At 71.8% G+C, this 19,652-nt stretch carries 16 protein-coding genes; 14 read left to right on the forward strand and 2 right to left on the reverse strand.

Annotation, left to right across the window (positions count from 1 at the left end; translation table 11 throughout):
- Window positions 1–517 precede the first annotated feature (517 nt).
- The 11 genes from BF93_RS15625 (at window position 518) to BF93_RS15675 (ending at window position 13,315) form a co-directional block, all read left to right on the forward strand.
- Entirely contained in the window at window positions 518–1,789 is a 1,272-nt protein-coding gene (locus BF93_RS15625) for an extracellular solute-binding protein (protein ID WP_038373943.1), read from the forward strand.
- 1 nt (window position 1,790) lies between these two features.
- A complete protein-coding gene (locus BF93_RS15630) occupies window positions 1,791–2,693 on the forward strand; it encodes a carbohydrate ABC transporter permease (RefSeq protein ID WP_038373944.1) in 903 nt (300 codons plus the stop codon).
- Window positions 2,694–2,698: 5 nt separating this feature from the next.
- Window positions 2,699–3,511 (forward strand): carbohydrate ABC transporter permease, encoded by an 813-nt coding sequence (locus tag BF93_RS15635; RefSeq protein ID WP_051487068.1) that lies wholly within the window; start codon window positions 2,699–2,701, stop codon window positions 3,509–3,511.
- A gap of 5 nt (window positions 3,512–3,516) precedes the next feature.
- The gene (locus tag BF93_RS15640; RefSeq protein WP_051487069.1) at window positions 3,517–5,328 is read left to right on the forward strand and encodes a hypothetical protein; all 1,812 of its coding nucleotides are present in this window, start codon (window positions 3,517–3,519) and stop codon (window positions 5,326–5,328) included.
- Window positions 5,329–5,845: 517 nt separating this feature from the next.
- Complete coding sequence (locus BF93_RS15645) at window positions 5,846–6,619, forward strand: sugar phosphate isomerase/epimerase family protein (RefSeq protein ID WP_038373945.1); 774 nt, start codon at window positions 5,846–5,848, stop codon at window positions 6,617–6,619.
- Between the two features lie 408 nt (window positions 6,620–7,027).
- On the forward strand, window positions 7,028–8,131 hold the full coding sequence (locus BF93_RS15650; protein WP_038373946.1) for an ABC transporter permease: 1,104 nt from the start codon (window positions 7,028–7,030) through the stop codon (window positions 8,129–8,131).
- Window positions 8,128–9,045, forward strand: coding sequence for an ABC transporter permease (locus tag BF93_RS15655; RefSeq protein ID WP_084148618.1), 918 nt, complete (start codon window positions 8,128–8,130; stop codon window positions 9,043–9,045). The genes BF93_RS15650 and BF93_RS15655 overlap by 4 nt, the downstream gene beginning before the upstream one ends.
- Entirely contained in the window at window positions 9,045–10,100 is a 1,056-nt protein-coding gene (locus BF93_RS15660; protein ID WP_038373947.1) for an ABC transporter ATP-binding protein, read from the forward strand. Before BF93_RS15655 ends, BF93_RS15660 begins: the two co-directional genes overlap by 1 nt.
- Complete coding sequence (locus BF93_RS15665) at window positions 10,093–11,253, forward strand: ABC transporter ATP-binding protein (RefSeq protein ID WP_084148619.1); 1,161 nt, start codon at window positions 10,093–10,095, stop codon at window positions 11,251–11,253. The genes BF93_RS15660 and BF93_RS15665 overlap by 8 nt, the downstream gene beginning before the upstream one ends.
- Entirely contained in the window at window positions 11,253–11,501 is a 249-nt protein-coding gene (locus BF93_RS15670; protein ID WP_038373948.1) for a hypothetical protein, read from the forward strand. Before BF93_RS15665 ends, BF93_RS15670 begins: the two co-directional genes overlap by 1 nt.
- Window positions 11,498–13,315: an ABC transporter substrate-binding protein gene (locus tag BF93_RS15675; RefSeq protein WP_038373949.1), complete on the forward strand. Its 1,818-nt coding sequence runs from the start codon at window positions 11,498–11,500 to the stop codon at window positions 13,313–13,315. The genes BF93_RS15670 and BF93_RS15675 overlap by 4 nt, the downstream gene beginning before the upstream one ends.
- Before the next feature lie 77 nt (window positions 13,316–13,392).
- Here the strand turns inward: BF93_RS15675 and BF93_RS15680 are convergent, their stop codons facing one another.
- Both BF93_RS15680 and BF93_RS15685 read right to left on the reverse strand, forming a co-directional pair.
- On the reverse strand, window positions 13,393–15,384 hold the full coding sequence (locus BF93_RS15680; RefSeq protein WP_051487070.1) for a glycoside hydrolase family 43 protein: 1,992 nt from the start codon (window positions 15,382–15,384) through the stop codon (window positions 13,393–13,395).
- Window positions 15,385–15,541: 157 nt separating this feature from the next.
- The gene (locus tag BF93_RS15685; protein ID WP_051487071.1) at window positions 15,542–16,246 is read right to left on the reverse strand and encodes a DUF998 domain-containing protein; all 705 of its coding nucleotides are present in this window, start codon (window positions 16,244–16,246) and stop codon (window positions 15,542–15,544) included.
- A gap of 185 nt (window positions 16,247–16,431) precedes the next feature.
- Between BF93_RS15685 and BF93_RS15690 the strand changes: the two genes are divergently transcribed.
- The 3 genes from BF93_RS15690 to BF93_RS15700 are packed head-to-tail and all read left to right on the forward strand — an operon-like array spanning window position 16,432 to window position 19,648.
- Window positions 16,432–17,583, forward strand: coding sequence for a Gfo/Idh/MocA family protein (locus BF93_RS15690; protein WP_038373950.1), 1,152 nt, complete (start codon window positions 16,432–16,434; stop codon window positions 17,581–17,583).
- Window positions 17,584–17,588: 5 nt separating this feature from the next.
- Entirely contained in the window at window positions 17,589–18,815 is a 1,227-nt protein-coding gene (locus BF93_RS15695; RefSeq protein ID WP_038373951.1) for a DUF993 family protein, read from the forward strand.
- Window positions 18,812–19,648, forward strand: coding sequence for a sugar phosphate isomerase/epimerase family protein (locus BF93_RS15700; RefSeq protein WP_038373952.1), 837 nt, complete (start codon window positions 18,812–18,814; stop codon window positions 19,646–19,648). The genes BF93_RS15695 and BF93_RS15700 overlap by 4 nt, the downstream gene beginning before the upstream one ends.
- Window positions 19,649–19,652: the final 4 nt, after the last annotated feature.

Here is a 19,652-nt window from a genome sequence, read left to right on the forward strand (position 1 = left end):
ACTGGCCTCATCAAACACCTCCATGTCGTGGGGTGTTGCGCTGACCGTTGGAACCCGCCGCGCCGGAGTGGTGCGGGAGCCTGCAATTCCTCGAACGCGCCGACACCGATGCCCGGGGCCGGCACGGGGCGAGGCGCCCGCCGGTCCGCCGGTCCGGCGTGCCGGCCCCAGGCCCTGTCCGGGATCAGCGGCAGCGCCTCGCGCCGTCATGTCCTCCCGCCGTCGCGCCCCCTGACGCCGTCGCGCCCCCTGACGCCGTCGCGCCCTCCCGTCGCCGCGCCCCCTGACGTCGTCGCGCCCTCCCGTCGCCGCGCCGTCGCTGCGGCCCGCGGGCTGACCTGCACCGTCGAAGAGTCGTCGATCACGGCTTGGAAACGGCTTTCCTTCGAGCCTTGACATAAGGGATGCGCCGCGCCACGCTTGTCCTCACAAACCTTCGCCAGCGTCTCTCCCGGCCGAGTCCGACGACGTGCCCCGGCAGCTGGCGCCCTGCTCCGCCCAACAGGAAGTGTGGATCATGTCTGCTCTGAACCGCCGTGCATTCCTCGCCGCCGGCACCGCCGCGGCCGCCCTGCCCGCCCTCGCCGCCTGCGGCGGGAGCGGCTCCGCCGATCCGGATGCGCCGCTGCAGTTCATCCTCTCCGGCGACGCCAACCAGGGCGGCGGGTTCGCGGCCATGGCCGCGAAGTACGAGGAGGAGACCGGCCAGGCCGTGGAGATCGTCGACCTGCCCTACGACGACCTGAACACCAAGGTCCGCAACTCCGCGAAGGCGAACGACCTGCCCGCCCTCGCCCGCATGCCCTCCCTCGACCCGGTCTGGCTGGACCGCACCCGGGATCTCGCCGAGCTCGCCGAGGCCGTCAAGCCGGTGGACGGCATGTGGGCCGCCGACGACGAGGGCAAGGTCCCCGCCCTGCCCAGCGACCTCACCGCGGTGGGCCTGTTCCTGAACAAGGACCTGTGGGACAAGGCGGGCGTCGCCTACCCGACCAGCGTCGACGAGAATGTGTGGACATGGGATGAGTACGTGGCCGCCGCGACGGCCGTCCGCGAGGCGACCGGCGTCAAGTACGCCATGGCCGTGGACAGCAGCTCCCACCGCCTGAACTCGTTCCTCTACCAGATGGGCTCGGAGGGCATCGCCCTCAGCGAGGACCTCTCGAGCTACACCGCCAACGAGGCGACGGTCCCCGCCCTGCAGTACTTCGCGGACCTCAACGACGACGCCTTCATCCCGCGCTCGGTGTGGCTCTCGCAGGACGACCCCAACGCCATGTTCAAGACCGGCCAGGTCGCCTCGTACTACTCGGGCTCCTGGCAGATCGCCGACTTCGTCGCGAACATCGCCGACTTCGCCTGGGTCAGCGTGCCGATGCCGGCCCAGCCCGTCCAGGCCACGAACTTCGGCACCTCCGCGCACATCGTCGTCTTCGAGGGCACCGGCCAGGAGGACGCCGCCTACGCCTTCGTCGAGTGGCTCTACCAGCCCGAGAACTACGCCGAGATCTCGAAGATCGCCGGGTTCCTGCCGGCCATCCAGGACGTCGAGGTCACCTACGACGACCGCCAGGAGGACTTCGACCTCTACAACGCCGCCATCGCGGCGACCCCGGACTTCGTCACCGAGATCAAGACCCGCGACCTGAAGCTGCAGGCGGCCGGCACTGCGAAGGACATCGGCGTGGACGCCGTCAAGGAGGAGACCGTCAAGGTCATCGCCGGCGAGCAGACGGCGCAGGAGGCGGTCGACGCCATGCTCGAGCAGCTCAACGCGAGCCTCGCCTGACATGGCCGCCAGCACCCTCACCCGCACCGCGGCCCAGGAGCGCCGCCGCCGCGGCATCATCGCGGCGGTGTTCCTGGTGCCGGCGTTCGTCCTGTTCTGCCTGTTCTTCCTGGGGCCGGCAGGGCTCGGGCTGCTGTACTCGTTCACCGACTACCGCGGGTACGGCGACCTCGAGTTCGTGGGCCTGTCCAACTACCAGCAGCTGTTCGCGGACTCGGAGTTCTACACGGCCCTGGGCCGCACGATCCTCTACACGGTCGTGTCCGTCCCGGTGGGCTATTTCCTGGCCCTGCTGGTGAGCGCCCTTCTGGTGGCCCGCAGCGCGAAGGGGAAGACGGTCGCCCAGGTCATCTTCTTCTTCCCCTGGCTGGTCTCCCCGATCGTCACCGGCGTCATCTGGCGCTGGCTGTTCGGCGAGAGCTTCGGCCTGGTGAACTACCTCATCGACGGCGTGGGGCTGACGCCCCTGAAGTGGGCGCAGGACCCGAACCTGGCCCTGGCCGTGGTCATCATCGCCGGCTCCTGGGGCGGGACCGCGGGCACCATGCTGCTGTTCATGGCGGCCATCAAGAACATCCCCACCTCCTATCTGGAGGCGGCGGAGCTGGACGGCGCCGGCCCCGTGACCCGTTTCGTGCGGATCGTCTGGCCGCTGCTGGCGCCGACCTCGTTCATGGTGATCCTGCTGGGCACGATCGGCGCGATGAAGGAGTTCGCGATGATCCAGGCCCTGAACGGCGGCGGCCCGGGCACCTCGAACGTCCTCATCGTGCAGTACATCTACAAGACGGGCTTCGAACGCTCGGAGATCGGCTACGCGAGCGCGGCATCGATGATCCTCATGGTGATCCTGCTGATCATCGCGGTGATCCAGACCCGTTTCGACAGGAGTGATCTGAATTGAGGTCGATGCCGCGCGCCATCGGCGCCACGACCCTGCTGTGGGTCCTCGCGCTCGCGTTCCTGTTCCCCGTGCTGTGGTTCCTGCTGAGCTCCTTCAAGCCCGGCAGTGAGCTGTTCACCTGGCCGCTGCAGCTGTTCCCGCGCGACTGGACCCTCAGCGGCTATCGGACCGCCTGGGCGCGGTTCGACTTCGCGCAGTACTTCCTGAACACCTTCCTCGTCGCGGTGATCACCACGGTCCTCACGGTGCTCGTCAGCGCCTGCACCGGCTTCGCCCTGGCGAAGTACCGCGCCTGGTGGATCCAGGGGTTCTTCCTGTGCATTCTCGCCACCACCATGCTGCCCACCGAGGTCATCATGCCCTCGACCTTCGCGGTGATCCTGGGCCTGGGCATGTACAACACCCTCGCCGGCATCATCGTGCCCTCGATCGTCACGGCGACGGGCATCTTCATGCTGCGCCAGTACTTCCGCACCGTCCCGGACGAGCTGCTGGAGGCCGCGCGCATCGACGGGGCGGGGGAGTTCCGCATCTTCTTCACCCTCATGCTGCCGATCGCCAAGCCGATCATCGCCGTGCTCGCGATCTTCTCGTTCCAGTGGCGCTGGAACGACTACATCTGGCCGCTGCTGGTGCTCAACGACCAGGAGAAGTACACCCTGCAGCTGGCGCTGCGCAGCATCGTGGGCGCGGAGAACATCGACTGGTCCGTGCTGCTGTCGGCATCGGTCATCTCCCTGCTGCCGATGATCGCGCTGTTCCTCATCTTCCGCCGGCAGATCATGAACGCCGACATCAACTCCGGACTGAAGGACTGACGCCGATGCCCGTGCGGGACCTCGACGCCCTCGACCCCACCCTGCGCGAGAAGGGGAGGGCGGCGCTCGCGGGGCTCCCCGCGCGGGCCGAGCGCCTCCTCGCCGGCGGCGCCCGCCATCGCGAGCTGGGCCGCCTCGTGCGCGACGCCGTGATCGGCGAGGCCCACGGCGAGCCGGCCCTGCTCGCGCAGGCGCGGGCGGCGATGGAGGCGCTGGCCGCCCTGCAGCTGCCCAGCGGGACCTTCGCCAGCGGCGACAACGTCGACTCCCCGCCGGACACCGCCTTCACCGTGGGCGACCTCGCCTGGGCCGCGAGCATGCTGCGGCGCGAGAGCTCCCTGCGTCTGACCGCGCTGCAGGGGCAGCTCGAGCAGCTGCTGGCCCGCACCGCCCCCGCGCTGGTCGCCGGCGGCGTCCACACCCCCAACCACCGCTTCGAGATCTCCGCGGCGCTCGCCCGGCTGGGTCGCCTGCTAGAGGACCCGCGCTGCACCGTCCGCGCCGAGCAATGGCTCGCCGAGGGGGTGGACCTGCAGGCCGACGGCCTGTTCTCCGAGCGCAGCCCCAACTACGCCGTGCACGTGAGCATCCCCTGCCTGCTGGTGCTCGCCCACGAGCTGGACCGCCCGGACCTCGCCGATGCGGCCGATGCCGCCACCCGCGCGCAGGCCCGCCTCACCGATGCCCGCGGCATGGTCGAGACCCTCGGCTCCCGGCGCCAGGACCGTCGCACGCTCTTCGACGGCGGGCCCCTGCATCCGCTGCTGCGCGCCCACGCGATCCGCACCGGGGACCCCCTCACCGCCCGCGCCGCCCTGCGCACCCAGGACCGTGCGGACGAGCTCGCGGCCCTCGAGGTGCTCGCCCTCGGCCTCGAGGACCCGGCCGTGCTCGGCCCCCTGCCCGACCCGGCCGCCGATCCGGGCCCGGAGCAGCCAGAGGTCCACGTCCTGGCCGAGTCCGGTCTCGTCGTCGTCGACCACGGCGTCTCCCGCGCCGTGATCCATGGCGGCACCGACACCGCCGAGCTGGGGCGCGTCTCCTCGGGGGCGTCCGACGACCCGACCTTCCTCCGCCTGGCGGGACGCGCGGTGCGGCTGACGGACCTGCGGATCTCGCGGGACTTCTTCAGCCTCGGCCCGGTGCGCTTCGAGCGGCCGGTGGACTCCGCGGCCGTCGCAGCCGACGCGGCGGCGCACGGTGCTGGTGCTGGTGCTGGTGCTGGTGCTGGTGCTGATGCTGATGCTGATGCTGATGCTGATGCCGATGCCCGGCACGCGGGGACCGATGCGGCGGCGGGGCCGTGGCGGCTGCGGGAGCGCGCCGTCGGGGAGTACTTCCATCCGCTGGCCGCAGAGGATCGCCGCGCCGACGGCGCCTACGCCCTCGAGTTCAACGGCCGCTTCGCCGCCGCGATGTCCTTCTCCTCTCGCGATGTCGACGAGGTCGCCCTCGAGACGGCGGCGGAGGTGCGGCTCGGCCCGGCGCACGCCGAGCTCGACCTGCGCGCCGAGGGTCCTGCCGCGGCGCTGTGCCTGCTGCTGGCCCTCGAGGGAGGTCGCCTCGAGGGCGTCGCCGCCGATGCGGCGGGCCGCAGCATCCCGGCCATCGGCCCCGACGGCGTCGGCCGCTGCCGCTATGTCGGCGCCGACGGCGAGACGCTCCGCCTCGAGGTCCACGGCATGGCCGACTCGCCGGCCTTCTACGAGCCGGGCGAGGCGTACACCGTCCTCGGCGGCACGGACCTTCCCGGCGGGGACCATCTCTTCATCCCGGCGACCACCGCGCAGCGGCTGCGCCTGGTGCTCGACCTGTAGCCGGCGCCGGCCGCCTGAGCCGACCCGCGCCGGATGCCGGTCGACTGAGCCGACCCGCGCCGGATGCCGGTCGACTGAGCCGACCCGCGCCGGATGCCGGTCGACTGAGCCGACCCGCGCCGGATGCCGGGCGACTGAGCCGACCCGCGCCGGATGCCGGGGATCCGGCCCGTGCCGCCGCGGAACGGTCCAGGGCGGTCCCGGACCCGTGCACAGACGGCGGCCTGAGGTCCTCGAGCCAGGCAATCGCCTGGCTCGAGGACCTCAGGCCGCCGTTCGTGTCCGGACCGGGCGCCGATCAGCGCGCCGGTGGGCTGAGCAGCGTCGTCGGGCGGGTAGGGCGGCGCCGGCATGCCGAGGAGCGGAGCCGGTGGGGCGACGGGCGGGGTCGGCGTGCCGAGCAGCGGCGTCGCAGCGGCAATGTGCGGGAACTCCTGGTGCTGTGCGCACGCGCGTGCCAGCATGTCCCCGCCGTGCGCGAGGACGCGGGCGGCGCATCCCGAGGAGGAGAACACCCGTGCCCTACGGAGTCATCGCATCCATCGACCAGCAGGACGTCGCCCTCGCCGCCGGCGCCGACTACCTGGAGTCGACCGTCGTCGGCGTGCTCGTCGAGGAGGACGGCGAGGGCGGCTGGCGCGCCGCACAGGTCGACCCCGCGCACCGCGTGCCGTCCTTCGCGGTCTTCGTGCCCGGATCGCTGCGCCTGTCCGATCCCGCGGTGCCGATCGCGCGGATCCGCAGCTACCTCGCCACCGCCCTGGACGCGATCGCCGGCGTCGCCGAGCCCGGGGCGCGGATCGTCCTGGGCAGCGGCGCGGCCCGGACCATCGGCCCCGACGTGCCGGTGGAGGAGGGCCGCCGCCGCTTCGCGGAGGTCGTCGTCGCCGCCCGCGACGCCGCCCGGGAGCGCGGCCTGGAGATCGTCCTCGAGCCGCTGCACGCGGGGGAGACGGACCTGATCCACACCATCGCGGAGGCCGCGGCGTTCCTCGACGAGCACGGGATCGAGGGCGTGAAGATCGTCGCCGACCTCTACCACGTGCAGCTCGAGGCGGAGCCCTTCGCGGACGTCGAGCATCTCGCGGGCCGGGTGGGCCATGTCCACGTGGCCGACTCCGGGCGCGTGCCGCCCGGGCAGGGCGACTGGCCGCTGACGGAGTTCCTGGCCGCGCTGCGCCGCGGCGGCTACACGGGCCCGGTCACCATCGAGTGCCGCTGGCAGGACCTCGCGGCCGAGCTCCCCGACGCCCTCGCGGCGGTGCGCGCCGCGGACCCCGCCGCCGCCTGAGCACCCGGCCCCGAAGGCTCCGCCGCGGTCCTGGGCCCCGGCGGGGCCTGGGAGAAGGGCGCCGGGCGGGCGTCGGGCGGGCGCCGGGCTCGGCTGACCTCCCGCCCGCGACGCGCCGGGCTCGACAGGCCCCCGCCGGGGCCCGTCGGGCTCGACAGGCCCCCGCCGGGGTCCGTCGGGCGCCGCACCGGCGCGAGGCGCATCGGCCTGATCCGGACCGACGGCGTCCCTGTTCCCCGCGATCTCCCCGAGATCCCGACACCTGCGCCCCGCACAGAAGTGTTCCGGGCGCCCTCGCCGTCCACGACCCGGCATGAACGTGCTCGAATCGATATCAAACCGAGCAGACATGAGCGGGTGTATCGGTTTAGAGTACGTTCCGAGCAGTGTTGCTCACGAAGGAGGGTCATGTCGACCGACGTCTCGTCGCCCCACGCGTCGCCCCCGGCGACCAGCGCCGCCCCCGCGCGTCGCGGCTCGCTCCTGCACCGGATCGCGAACTCGTTCGTCCTGCGCCGTCTGGTGCGGTCGGCGTTCGTCATCTGGGTCGTGGCCACCGGAGTGTTCCTCCTGGTGCGCCTGCTGCCGGGCAACCCCGTGGACGTGTACATCAACCAGCAGATCTCCCTGTACGGGAAGACGTACGACCAGGCCGCCGCGGAGGCGCAGGTCTACTTCCGCTTCGATCCCTCCGCCTCGATCTTCGAGCAGTACGGCGGCTACCTCCTGGGTCTGCTGCGCGGGGACCTCGGCACCTCGATCACCACCCCCGGGGTGACGGTCACCGAGAAGATCGCCCAGTACCTGCCGTGGACGCTGTACAGCGTCGGCCTGGCGCTGATCATCTCCATCAGCATCGGTCTGCTGCTGGGCATGATCATGGCCTACCGCCGCGGCGGGATCATCGACAACCTCGTGACCGTGATCGGCTCGACCTTCCACGCGATCCCCAACTACCTGCTGGCGATCCTCATCGTCGTCGTCGGCGCGGTGCAGCTGGGCGTCATCGACTACGCCCGGATGCGCGGGAACATCTCCCCGGGCCTGGAGCCGGAGCTGAGCCTGCGGTTCCTGTCCGACATCGGCTACCACGCGACGCTGCCGATGCTCACCTACATCCTCACCACCGCCGGGACCTGGGCGCTGATCATGAAGTCCTCGACCACGCAGGTCCTCGGTGAGGACTACGTGACCGTCGCCAAGGCCCGCGGCCTGAAGGACGTGCGCATCCAGTCCGACTACGTGGGACGCAACGCCCTGCTGCCGCTCATCGCGCAGATCGCCACCCAGGCCGGCTTCGTCGTCGGCGGGGCGATCTTCGTGGAGCAGACCTTCTCCTACGAGGGCGTCGGCCTGCTGCTGTTCGAATCGATCAACACCCGCGACTACCCGACCATCCAGGGCGTGCTGCTGGTCGTGACGATCACCGTGGTCCTCGCGAACCTGGCCGCCGATCTCGTCAACGCCGCGCTCGACCCGCGGATCCGACTGGGCGCAGGAGGTGCCGCATGAGCCTCGAAGGATCCACCACCGCCGCGCTCGCCGTGCCCTCGAAGAAGGCCCGCCGAACCGGCCGGAACCCCCTGGCGCGCCTGGTCAGCGAGATGACCCGGAGCGTGGAGGGCTTCATCGGCCTGCTGCTGGTGCTGGCCGTGCTCGCCTTCTCCCTCATCGGGCCGCTGATCATGGGCACCGACGTCTCCGGGGACGCGTCCCGGGCCTGGGAGGGCCCCAGCGCCCAGCACTGGCTGGGCCTGGAGGGCAGCGGCAAGGACACCTTCCACCTGCTGGTCATCGGCGGCGGGACGGTGCTCATGGTCGGCTTCCTGGCGGCCGCGATCACCACCGTGATCGCCGTGGCGATCGGCGCGCTCGCCGGCTACGTGGGCGGGCGCCTGGACGCCGCCCTGCTGCAGCTGACCGACATCGTCATGACGATCCCGCAGATCGTCCTGCTCGCCGTGGTCGGCGCCTTCTACAAGCTGGACTCGCCGGCGCTGCTGGCCGTGATCATCGGCGTGCTCACCTGGCCGGTGCTCATGCGCTCGATCCGCGCCCAGGTGCTCTCCCTCAAGGAGCGCGAGTTCGTCGAGGCGGCGCAGCTGCTGGACGTGGGCTGGTTCCGCATCGTCTTCGGCGAGATCGTCCCCAACATGGCCAGCTACATCCTCATCAACTTCATCATCGCCGTCACCAACGCCATCTACGCGATGGTGGGCCTGTACCTGCTCGGGCTGGCCCCGCAGCGCGGCACCAACTGGGGGATCATGATCAACGACGCGTGGACCAAGGGCGCCATGTTCAATCCCGACGCGATGCCGTACATCGTCGCCCCCGTGGTGATGATCGTGCTCCTCCAGCTGGGTCTGATCCTGCTGACCCGCACCCTCGAGGAGATCCTCAACCCGCGACTGAGGGAGCGCTGATGACCCCGTCCACGACCCCCGACGCCCCGATCATGTCCGTGAAGGACCTCGAGGTCGCCTACCGCACCGGCAAGGGGACGAACGTGCGCGCCCTGCGCGGCGTCACCTTCGACCTGTACCCGGAGTCCGCCCTCGCCCTGGTGGGGGAGTCCGGCTGCGGCAAGACCACCCTCGGCTCGGCGCTGCTGCGCCTGCTGCCCACCCTCGGCGAGATCACCGGCGGGACCATCACCTACCGCCGCGCGGACGGCCGGGAGCTCGACGTCACCCGGATGCGCGCCGGCGAGCTGCGCCGCTGGCGCTGGTCCGAGGCCGCCATGGTGTTCCAGGGCGCGCAGAACGCCTTCAACCCCGTGCTGACCATCGGCGCGCAGATGGCCGACACCCTCATCGACCACTCCGAGCGCCGCCCCTCGAAGAAGGAGATCCTCGAGCGGTCCTCGGAGGCGCTGCGCTCGGTGCGGCTCGAGCCCCGCCGGGTGCTGCGCAGCTACCCGCACGAGCTCTCCGGCGGCATGAAGCAGCGCACCCTGATCGCGATGGCGCTGCTGCTGCGGCCGCGCCTGCTGGTGCTGGACGAGCCCACCACCGCGCTGGACATCCTCACCCAGCGCACCGTGATCGACCTGCTCGCGGAGCTGCGCGTCGAGCACCGCTTCGCGATGATCTTCATCTCCCACGATCTCGCCCTCGCCGCCGAGCTCGCCGACCGGGTGATCACGATGTACGCCGGGAAGGTGATCGAGACCGGCACCACCGCGGACATCTTCTACGGCCCCAAGCACCCCTACACCTCGAAGCTCATCAACGCGGTGCCGCCGGTGGTCGGGGACCTCCCCGAGCTCGCCTCGATCCCGGGAGCCCCGCCCTCGCTGGCCACGCTCCCGCAGGGCTGCACCTTCGCCCCGCGCTGCGAGCTCGCCACCGATGCCTGCCGCGCCGCCGAGCCCGAGCTGATCGAGCTCGTCCCGCGTCCCGAGGATCGCGGCCATGCCGCCGCCTGCCTGCACCACGACCAGGTCCACCACGAACGGAAGGTGATCGCCCGTGCCTGAGACGACCCCCGGGGCCGATGCGGCGGCGCCGCCCCTCATCGAGCTCGACCATGCCTCGCAGGTGTTCCACGTCAAGGGCAAGGACATCCCCGCCGTCTCCGACGTGTCCCTCAGCGTGAACGCCGGCGAGGTGCTGTGCCTGGTCGGCGAGTCCGGCAGCGGCAAGACGACCGCCGCCCGCCTGGCGGCGGGGCTGGCCTCCCCGACCGACGGCGCCGTCCGCTACCGCGGGATGGACCTGGCGGCCATGACCCGCCAGCAGCGCCAGGAGTACCGCCGCGACGTGCAGTACATCCACCAGGACCCGTACGCCTCGCTGAACCCGATCCGCTCGATCCGCAGCACCCTCGCGATCCCGCTGCGGCGCCACGGGATGGCCTCCGGGCGGGCGGAGGTCGACGCCACCGTCGACGAGCTGCTCACCCGCGTGGACCTCACCCCGCCGGAGAGCTACTCGGCGAAGTTCCCCCATCAGCTCTCGGGCGGGCAGCGCCAGCGCGTGGCGGTCGCCCGCGGCCTCACGCTGGCGCCCAAGCTGCTCATCGCCGACGAGTCCACCTCGATGCTGGACGTGTCGATCCGGGTGGGCCTGCTGAACATGCTCACGCGCCTGCGCCTGGAGCAGAACGTCGGGTTCATCTACATCACCCACGACCTGGCGCTGGCGAAGTACTTCGGCTGGCAGGGGCGCACGGCCGTGATGTACCTGGGCAAGATCGTCGAGCAGGGGCCCACCCCGCAGGTCATCAACAACCCCCAGCACCCCTACACCAAGGCGCTGCTGGAGGCCGTGCCGGAGCCCGACCCGGACCTCGCCCGGACCAAGCGCTCCGGCGCCGGACTGCGCAGCGCCGAGGTCCCGGACCTGTCCGCGCTGCCGCCCGGCTGCTCCTTCGAGCCGCGCTGCCCGCTGGCCCAGGACCGCTGCCGCACGCAGACGCCCACGCTCGCCCCCTCGCCCGGGGTGGCGGGCCACGACGTCTCCTGCCTGGTCGTGGCCGACCGGACCGCCGCCCAGGTGGCGGCGGGCGGGTCCGGGTCCTCGGCCCCCGCTCCCGAAGCATCGGACGAGGGCCCGGGCGCATCGCCCGCAGGTCCGGGCGCATCGGCCGCAGGCCCGGCGGCGCCGGCCACGGCGGGAGGCTCGCCGTGATGGACATGGCGGCGCGGGCGATGCTCGCGCTGGGCTGCTTCGTGGGGGTCGGCGCGGCCCTCATGATCCCGTTCACCGACGGGGGCACCGCCGAGCGTCTCGTGAGCTGGATCGCGCTCGCGCTCGGCATCCTCGCCGTCGTCGCCTCGGCGGCGGTGCTGCGCCGCGGAATCGTCCGTCGCCTGCGGGAGGCGGAGACCGGAGACCCGGATGACCAGGACGTCATCCCCACCAAGGAGGAACGATGATCACGAGCTGGACCAGGAGAGACCTTCTCAAGGCCGTCGGGCTGACGGCGGGGGCGGGCACCGCCCTCGTGGCGTGCAGCCCGGCCGACACCTCCGGCGGCGGCGGGGGCGGCGGCGGAGAGGGCGGCGCGAGCGCCTTCCACGGGGCATGGCCCTTCAAGCCCGCCCCCGAGGGCCACTTCAACTTCGCCGGGCTGCCCTACGCGGGCGTCCCCACCGTCATCATGGGCGACGGCTTCTACCGGGACCTGCTGGTCCCGCCGCTGGCCATGTGGCTGTGGGAGGAGAAGAGCTGGGAGTACCTGCTCGCCGAGTCCCACAGCCTGGACGAGGCGGCGGGCACCTTCACCGTGACCCTCAAGGAGGGCCTCACGTGGAGCGACGGGAGCCCGCTGACCAGCGGCGACGTGCTGACCACGCTGTACATGCAGTTCGTTCAGCGCGCCACCAGCTGGAACTTCATCACCGGCGTCGAGGCCCCCGACGAGCAGACCGTCGTGATCAGCTTCGAGAACCCGCCGGCCGTGCTGGAGCGCTACATCCTCAAGAGCAACATCCTCTCCACTGCCCAGTACGGGGAGTGGGCCGACCGCGCCAAGGCCATCGTGGACGCGGGCGGGACCATGGACGACGGCGACGGCCCGGCGCTCAGCACCGAGTTCCAGACCTTCAAGCCGGAGAACCTCATCGTCTCCGGGCCCTACGACTTCGACTACGACTCCATCTCCAACACGCAGCTGACCCTGGTGCGCAACGAGAGCGGCTACGGCGCCGACACGGTGACCTTCGACCAGGTCGTCGTCTACAACGGCGAGACCACGGAGATCACGCCGCTGGTGCAGTCCACGGACATCGACTACGCCAGCCACGGCTTCGCCCCCGCCTCGGAGGCCCCCTTCGAGCAGGCCGGGTACACGATCCTGCGCCCTCCGGTCTACTCGGGCCCGGCGCTGTACCTGAACCAGGACTCCCTGCCCGAGTTCGCGGACGTCCGCGTGCGCCAGGCCCTCGCCCATGTCATCGACCGCGCCACCAACGGCCAGATCTCCCTGGGGCAGTCCGGCAAGGCCGTGGAGAACATGGTCGGCTTCTCCGACAACCAGGTCGACGAGTGGCTCACCGATGACGTCAAGGGCAAGCTGAACACCTACCCGCTGGACCTCGAGAAGGCGAAGTCCCTGCTGGAGGAGGCCGGCTGGACCACCGACGGCAGCAGCTGGAAGAAGCCCGACGGCTCCGCCGCCAGCTACGAGATCCAGTTCCCGCAGACCTATGCGGACTGGTCGGCCTCCGGCAAGAACGTCGCCGAGCAGCTCACGGCCTTCGGCATCCAGGTCACCGCCCGCGGCCTGGACGACAAGCAGGCGCCCATCGACATCGACAAGGGCGACTTCCAGATGGCGATCCAGGCGTGGGGCTCCTCCGCGCACCCGCACCCGCACTTCTCCTTCGTGACGGACCTGTTCACCCACAACATCCCGATCGCGAAGAACCAGGGCGGCAAGGGCTACGGCTTCCCGCTGCAGAACGTGAAGACCTCCGCCGGGACCGTCGACCTCGAGCAGATCGTCGCCGTCGCGGGCCAGGGCCTGGACGTCGAGGAGCAGAAGAAGAACGTGAGCGTCGCGGCGCTCGCCTTCAACGAGCTGCTGCCGATCATCCCGATCTTCGAGCGCTACGGGAACAACCCCGCGCTCGAGGGGGAGCGGGTGACGGGCTTCCCGAAGGAGGGCGACCCGCTGCTGGCGAACGCGCCGTACGCGGACAACTTCGTCATCCTCGGCATGTACCGCGGCGACATCACGCCGGTCTGACCTGCGCGGCATCGGCCCCGGCGGTCGGCCCCAGCGGTCGGCCCCTCCCCGGAGGGCCCGACCGCCGGGGCCGTCGCTCACTCCGCCTCGATCGCCACCCAGCTGACCTGGATGTCGGGGGAGCGGGTCGGATGCAGGGTCAGGGCGATCTCCCCGGCCGCGCCGACGGCGACGCCTCGGTAGGCCGCCGCCTCGGGGACCCCGGTGAACAGCTGCTGCGCCGAGACCACGTCCCCGTTCACGCGCACCTCGGCCGCGCGGTTCGCCCACGGCCACGGGTCGTAGTAGCCGACGTGCACCGTGTACCGGCCCGCGGCGAGGTTGGCGAAGCGGTAGGTCAGGTCATCGTGGTCGGTCGCGTACCGCAGCGTGAGGTCCAGGGAGTCGTACGAGGACCCGGCGGGCTTCGACCGCCCCTGGTAGCCCCAGACGTTCCCGGTCAGCGGGTCGGCCCCGTAGGGCTGGTCGGCCACGGAGTTCTGCAGCCGTCCGGCCTTCGCCGCCTCGCGCAGGGCCAGGTAGTCGCTGGTCTCCGCCCCGCCGGCGTTGACGATGTAGACCAGGTTCTTGGGCGCGACGAGCACGTCCCGGCGGAAGGTCAGGCCCTCGGCGCCGGAGAGCGTCCCGACCACCTCGGTGATGCCCGGGCGGTCCAGCGCGCCCTCCCAGGTCACGCGCCGGGTGGAGGTGGACCCCTCGAGACGGAGGGTGACCGAGCGCGGCAGCTTGTTCAGCTCGCCCGGGCGCACCGACGCCGGCAGGGTCGCGTCCACCTCGAAGTGCGGCTGGTAGGGCTGGTCCTCCCAGCGCCAGGAGTCCTCCCACGGCAGCGTCATGGAGGTGCCCTCGCCGAAGCGCAGCGGCAGCCACACGTACGGCGCGTTCGCGAGGTCCGAGGGGGTCCAGCGGTCGCCCATGTAGATGTAGGTGCCGTGCTCGGGGTCCACCGGGATCACGCAGGTGGACTGCGAGCCGTGGGTGGTGCTCGCGCCGTCGCCGACCACCGGGTTCCCGTGGTCGGTCCATTCGCCGAGGATGTCCGTGGCCGTCGCGTACTGCGCCGGGTTCGGGCTCCAGCCGGTCGCCCCGGAGGTGATCAGGTAGTACGTCCCGGCCCTCTTGAACAGGGCCGGCGCCTCGCGGTGCGCGCCGATGTACGGGCGGGTGAAGTCGACGCCCTTGACGGCGCTCTCCGGAGGGGTCGCGAGAGCCGTGAACGAGGGGTCGAGCTTCGAGATGAACAGGGAGTAGTTCTCCTCGCTCGAGTAGATGATGTACGCGGTGCCGTCGTCGTCGAGGAACAGGTTCATGTCCCGGGCCATCCCGGGGCTGTTCGGCTGATGGTTGGGCTCGCCCTCGGGCGCCACGTGCAGGCGGTAGCTGTCGATCCACCGGAAGGGGCCGAAGGGCGAGTCGGAGACGGCCACCCCGGCATTGGCCTTCGCGTACTGGGCGTTGGAGGTCTCCGAGGGGCCGTCGGCGTGCACCCACATCACCCAGGTGCCCTCGGCGGCGTTCGGGATCACCTTGGGGCGCTCGAGGATCGCGGGGTTCACGTCGCTGCCCTCGGCCTTGACGGTCACGAGGTCGCGGATCACCGCGGCCTTCTGCTCGTCGGCGTAGTCGCCGTACAGCGCCGTGAAGTAGGGGTCCGTCTCCAGCTGCTCGGCGTCGACCAGGGAGCGCAGCGCCAGCCCCTCGTCCGTCCAGGAGTACAGGTCGCGGGAGGAGTACACGTGCACTCCCGGGCTGGCGTGGTAACCGTTGCTGCGGTCCTCGCCGTACCAGTAGTACACGGGGCCCTGCTCGTCCTCGTGCACGAGGACCTGGCCCCCGTGGGCCTGGATGACGGCGCCGGAGGTGTCGAGCCAGGGCTGTCCCGGGGTGAAGGCGCCGGGCGCGGCGCCCTCGGCGGGGACCGGCGCGGCGGGGACCGGTGCCGCGGGGGCCGGCCCGGCGGCGCGGGCGCTCGCCGTGCCGAGGGCGAGCATCGGCGCGGCGGCGATCGCGCCGGTCAGGACGGATCGGCGCCGGGGGAGAGGGGACGTGCGGGGGTTCGCGTCGTGCACAGGGGACTCCTCGTCGAGTCGAGCTGGGACCGGAAGGGCGGAACGGGCCGGCGGATGCCGCACCCTGCTTCTCGCCACCCTTATTGCACCCCTTGAAAGAAGTGGGGTGGCTTCACGGTAGCCGATCCGGCGTCGCGGGGGAAGGCGGTGGCGTCGATCAGCCGAGATGTCCCGCGCGGCGGGATCGCGACAGGATCACGGTCGCGGCCAGGAGCTCTGCCGCCTGGATCGGGTAGACCGCCGCCCTCTCCCAGGCGCCGCCCGGGGCCGCGGGGATCAGATCCGTGGTCATGTGGAGGACGAGGACGGCTGCGCTCAGCAGTCCGAGCACTCCGAGCCCGGCGCCGACGAGGGCCGGTGCTCGGGGGGCCGGGCTCCGGCGCAGGCGGAACGCGGCGAGCACGGTCGCCAGGTTGCCGCCGCAGATCGCGGCACCGGCGCCGGCGGTGTGGACCGCCCCGAGGCCGTGCTCCATGGTGTGCGGGCCACCGGGGACGAGGGCGACGGCCGTGATGCCGAGCAGGTGGAGGACGGCCAGGACCAGGAAGCCGCGTCCGAGCACGCCGGGGCGTGCGCGGACGGCCGCCGCCGCTCCCGCTGCGGCAAGGATCCCGTGGGCGATGAACCCGGCGTTCATCACCGCCGAGCGCGGCGAGTCGATGGGGCGGCCCTGCATGACGCCGACGTCCGGGACGCCGAGGTCGCTGATGAAGTTCGCCGCGTACGAGTAGCCGGCGAAGCCGGCCGCCGTGACGGCCTCCGCGACCAGGTAGACGGTGGCCGCCGCGATCCAGCAGATCGCCGCCGGCACCAGGCTCGGCCGGGCGCGGCTCGTCGATGCGTCCTGGCTGCGCGATCCCATGCCGTCCATCCTCGCCCACCGTGCGACGAGATCTCGGCCTCGCGGGACGCCGACCTTGCCTCCCGGGTCCTGCGTGTGCTGTACTATCGACGGAAAGCGGTTACCGCCGCGGCCAACGGAGGCCGCGAAGGACCGCCCACGAACAGCACAGGGATCCCCCGGGGACCGCAGCGAGGAGAGAATCAATGGCACAGCGTCGCATCGGCATCATCGTCAACGGAGCATCGGGGCGGATGGGCTACCGCCAGCACCTGGTGCGCTCCCTGCTGGCGATCCGCGACCAGGGCGGCGTGCAGCTCGCCGACGGCGACACCCTCATGCCGGACCTGCTGCTGGTGGGGCGCAACGAGGAGAAGCTGCGCACCATCGCCGAGCGCCACGGCCTGGAGAACTGGACCACCGACGTCGACGCGGCCCTCGAGCAGGACGACTACGAGGTCTACTTCGACGCGCTGGTGACGAACCTGCGCCTGGACAACCTCAAGAAGGCCATCGCCGCGGGCAAGGCGATCTACACCGAGAAGCCCACCGCCGAGACCTTCGAGGACGCCCTCGAGCTGGCGCGGCTGGCCAAGGACGCCGGAACCGTCAGCGGCGTCGTCCACGACAAGCTCTACCTCCCGGGCCTGCTCAAGCTGCGCCGCCTGATCGACGCCGGCTTCTTCGGCGAGATCCTCTCGGTGCGCGGCGAGTTCGGGTACTGGGTGTACGAGGGGGACTGGCAGGCCGCCCAGCGCCCCTCCTGGAACTACCGCTCCGAGGACGGCGGCGGCATCGTCGCGGACATGTTCCCGCACTGGAACTACGTCATCGAGGACCTCTTCGGGCGCATCGTGGACGTCTACGCGCAGACCGCGACCCACATCGGCACCCGCTGGGACGAGCAGGGCCGGGAGTACGCCGCCACCGCCGACGACGCCGCCTACGGCATCTTCCGCCTCGAGAACGGCACCGTCGTGCAGATGAACTCGAGCTGGGACGTGCGCGTGCACCGCGACGAGCTCGTCGAGTTCCAGGTCGACGGCACCAAGGGCTCCGCGGTCGTGGGCCTGCACGGCGCCCGCATCCAGCCGCGCGAGGCCACCCCGAAGCCGGTGTGGAACCCCGACGTCCGCGACGGCCACGACTACCGCGGCGACTGGATCGAGGTCCCCGACAACGAGGTCTTCGACAACGGCTTCAAGGTCCAGTGGGAGGACTTCCTGCGCCACTACGTCGAGGGCCGCCCCTACCCCTTCGACCTGCTCGCGGGAGCCCGCGGCGTGCGCCTGGCCGAGATCGGCCTGAAGAGCGCCGCCGAGGGCCGCCGCATCGAGCTCGACGTGCTGGAGGGCTGAGCGCCATGGAGCTGACGCTTCTCGACGAGGACGGGACCCTCCGCCAGGTGCCGATGGGGGAGGCCGCCGCCTTCTCCAAGCCCACCGCCCCGCTGCGCTCCCGGGTGGTCTACGCCGCCGCGCACGTGGCCCCGAAGGTCCACGCCGACAACACGCCCGGCGCCCCCGCGGACATCGACTGGGACGCGACCCTCGCCTTCCGCCGCACCGTCTGGTCCTGGGGGCTCGGCGTGGCCGATGCCATGGACACCGCCCAGCGCAACATGGGGCTGGATGCCGCGGCCACCCGCGAGCTCATCTCCCGCAGCGCCGAGGCCGCCCGCGAGGCCCTCGCCGATCCGGCGATCGCCGCGGTGTTCCCCGAGGGCGCGCAGGTCGGCGACCTGGTCGCCGCCGGGGTGTCCACCGACCATCGGCCCGAGGCCGAGCTGACCCTGGACGAGATCGTCGCCGCCTACCGCGAGCAGCTCGCGGCCACCGAGGCCACCGGGGCGACGGCCGTGCTCATGGCGAGCCGCCATCTGGCCCGCGCCGCGGGCTCGGCGCAGGACTACGAGGACGTCTACCGCCAGGTGCTCGAGAGCGCCACCGCCCCGGTGGTGCTGCACTGGCTGGGCACCGCCTTCGACCCGAACCTCGAGGGCTACTTCGGCTCGACCGACACCGCCGAGGCCAGCGGGACCCTGCTGCGGATCATCGGCCGGGACCCCGCGAAGGTCCGCGGCGTGAAGATGAGCCTGCTGGACGACGCCGCGGAGATCGCCGTGCGCGAGCAGCTGCCCGAGGGCGTGCTCATGCTTACCGGCGACGACTTCCACTTCTCCCACCTCATCACCGGCTCCCACGGCGGGTACTCCCACGCGCTGCTGGGCGCCTTCGCGGCGACCACGCCGGCGGCCTCGGCCGCCATCCAGGCGCTGGACGCGGGCGACGAGGCCGGATGCCGGCGCATCCTCGACGATGCCGAGAAGCTCGCCGTGCACGTGTTCTCCGCCCCGACGTACCACTACAAGGCCGGCGTCGCCTTCCTGGCCTGGCTGAACGGCCACCAGCAGGCCTACCAGATGGTGGGCGGCCTGCACGCCGCCCGCAGCCTGCCGCACCTGTCCCGCATCGTCGAGCTCGCCGCGCAGACCGGCAACCTCGAGGATCCGGCGCTGGCCGCCGAGCGCTGGCACTCCCTGCTGCGCGGGAACGGCTACGACGTCCCGGCCGAGGGGAGCGTCCGATGACCGGCTCGCGCCTCTCGATCAACCGCTGGACCTGCCGCACCACGCTCGTCGAGGAGTTCCTGCGCAGCGCCGTCGCCGGCGGCGTCGAGTCCGTGGGCCTGTGGCGCGAGGACGTCGAGAAGCTCGGCACGCAGGCGCTGCGGCGCCGCACCGACGAGCTGGGCCTGCGGGTCAGCTCCCTGTGCCGCGGCGGCTTCCTCACGGCCTCGGCCGATGCGGACCGCACCGCCGCCCTGGACGACAACCGCCGGGCCATCGACGAGGCCGCGGCGCTCGGCGCCCCGACCCTCGTGCTGGTGGCCGGAGGCGTCGACCGCGCCGACAAGGACATCGCCGGCGCCCGCGAGCGGGTCGCCGAGGGCGTCGCCGCGATCGCCCCGCACGCCGAGCAGGCCGGGGTGACCCTGTCCCTCGAGCCCCTGCACCCGATGTTCGCCGCCGACCGCGCGGTGGTCTCCACCATCGACCAGGCGCTGGACATCGCCGAGGCCTCCGGCAGCCCGGCCGCCGGGGTCGTCGTGGACACCTACCACGTGTGGTGGGACCCGTACCTGCCCCGCGCCATCGAGCGGGCCGCGAGCGCGGGGCGGCTGTTCGCCTACCAGGTCTGCGACTGGAACCTGCCTCTCGCGGCGGAGCCGCTGTTCTCCCGCGGGTACATGGGCGACGGCTACATCGACTTCCCGGCCATCACCCGCATGGTCGCCGCCACCGGGTACACCGGGGACGTCGAGGTCGAGATCTTCAACGAGGACGTCTGGGCCGATCCGGTCCATGTCGCGGTGCGCACCATCCGCACCCGCTACGAGGAGCTCGTCGCCCCGCACCTGTGATCCG

The sequence above is a fragment of the Brachybacterium phenoliresistens genome (assembly GCF_000576425.1).
Classification (GTDB): Bacteria; Actinomycetota; Actinomycetes; order Actinomycetales; family Dermabacteraceae; genus Brachybacterium; species Brachybacterium phenoliresistens.

Coding starts and splice junctions, on each gene's coding strand:
- BF93_RS15695 (WP_038373951.1), top strand. CDS start 17,589: ATGGAGCTGACGCTTCTCGACGAGGACGGGACCCTCCGCCAGGTGCCG.
- BF93_RS15650 (WP_038373946.1), top strand. CDS start 7,028: ATGTCGACCGACGTCTCGTCGCCCCACGCGTCGCCCCCGGCGACCAGC.
- BF93_RS15700 (WP_038373952.1), top strand. CDS start 18,812: ATGACCGGCTCGCGCCTCTCGATCAACCGCTGGACCTGCCGCACCACG.
- BF93_RS15675 (WP_038373949.1), top strand. CDS start 11,498: ATGATCACGAGCTGGACCAGGAGAGACCTTCTCAAGGCCGTCGGGCTG.
- BF93_RS15660 (WP_038373947.1), top strand. CDS start 9,045: ATGACCCCGTCCACGACCCCCGACGCCCCGATCATGTCCGTGAAGGAC.
- BF93_RS15625 (WP_038373943.1), top strand. CDS start 518: ATGTCTGCTCTGAACCGCCGTGCATTCCTCGCCGCCGGCACCGCCGCG.
- BF93_RS15640 (WP_051487069.1), top strand. CDS start 3,517: ATGCCCGTGCGGGACCTCGACGCCCTCGACCCCACCCTGCGCGAGAAG.
- BF93_RS15685 (WP_051487071.1), bottom strand. CDS start 16,246: ATGGGATCGCGCAGCCAGGACGCATCGACGAGCCGCGCCCGGCCGAGC.
- BF93_RS15670 (WP_038373948.1), top strand. CDS start 11,253: ATGGACATGGCGGCGCGGGCGATGCTCGCGCTGGGCTGCTTCGTGGGG.
- BF93_RS15690 (WP_038373950.1), top strand. CDS start 16,432: ATGGCACAGCGTCGCATCGGCATCATCGTCAACGGAGCATCGGGGCGG.
- BF93_RS15655 (WP_084148618.1), top strand. CDS start 8,128: ATGAGCCTCGAAGGATCCACCACCGCCGCGCTCGCCGTGCCCTCGAAG.
- BF93_RS15630 (WP_038373944.1), top strand. CDS start 1,791: ATGGCCGCCAGCACCCTCACCCGCACCGCGGCCCAGGAGCGCCGCCGC.
- BF93_RS15635 (WP_051487068.1), top strand. CDS start 2,699: ATGCCGCGCGCCATCGGCGCCACGACCCTGCTGTGGGTCCTCGCGCTC.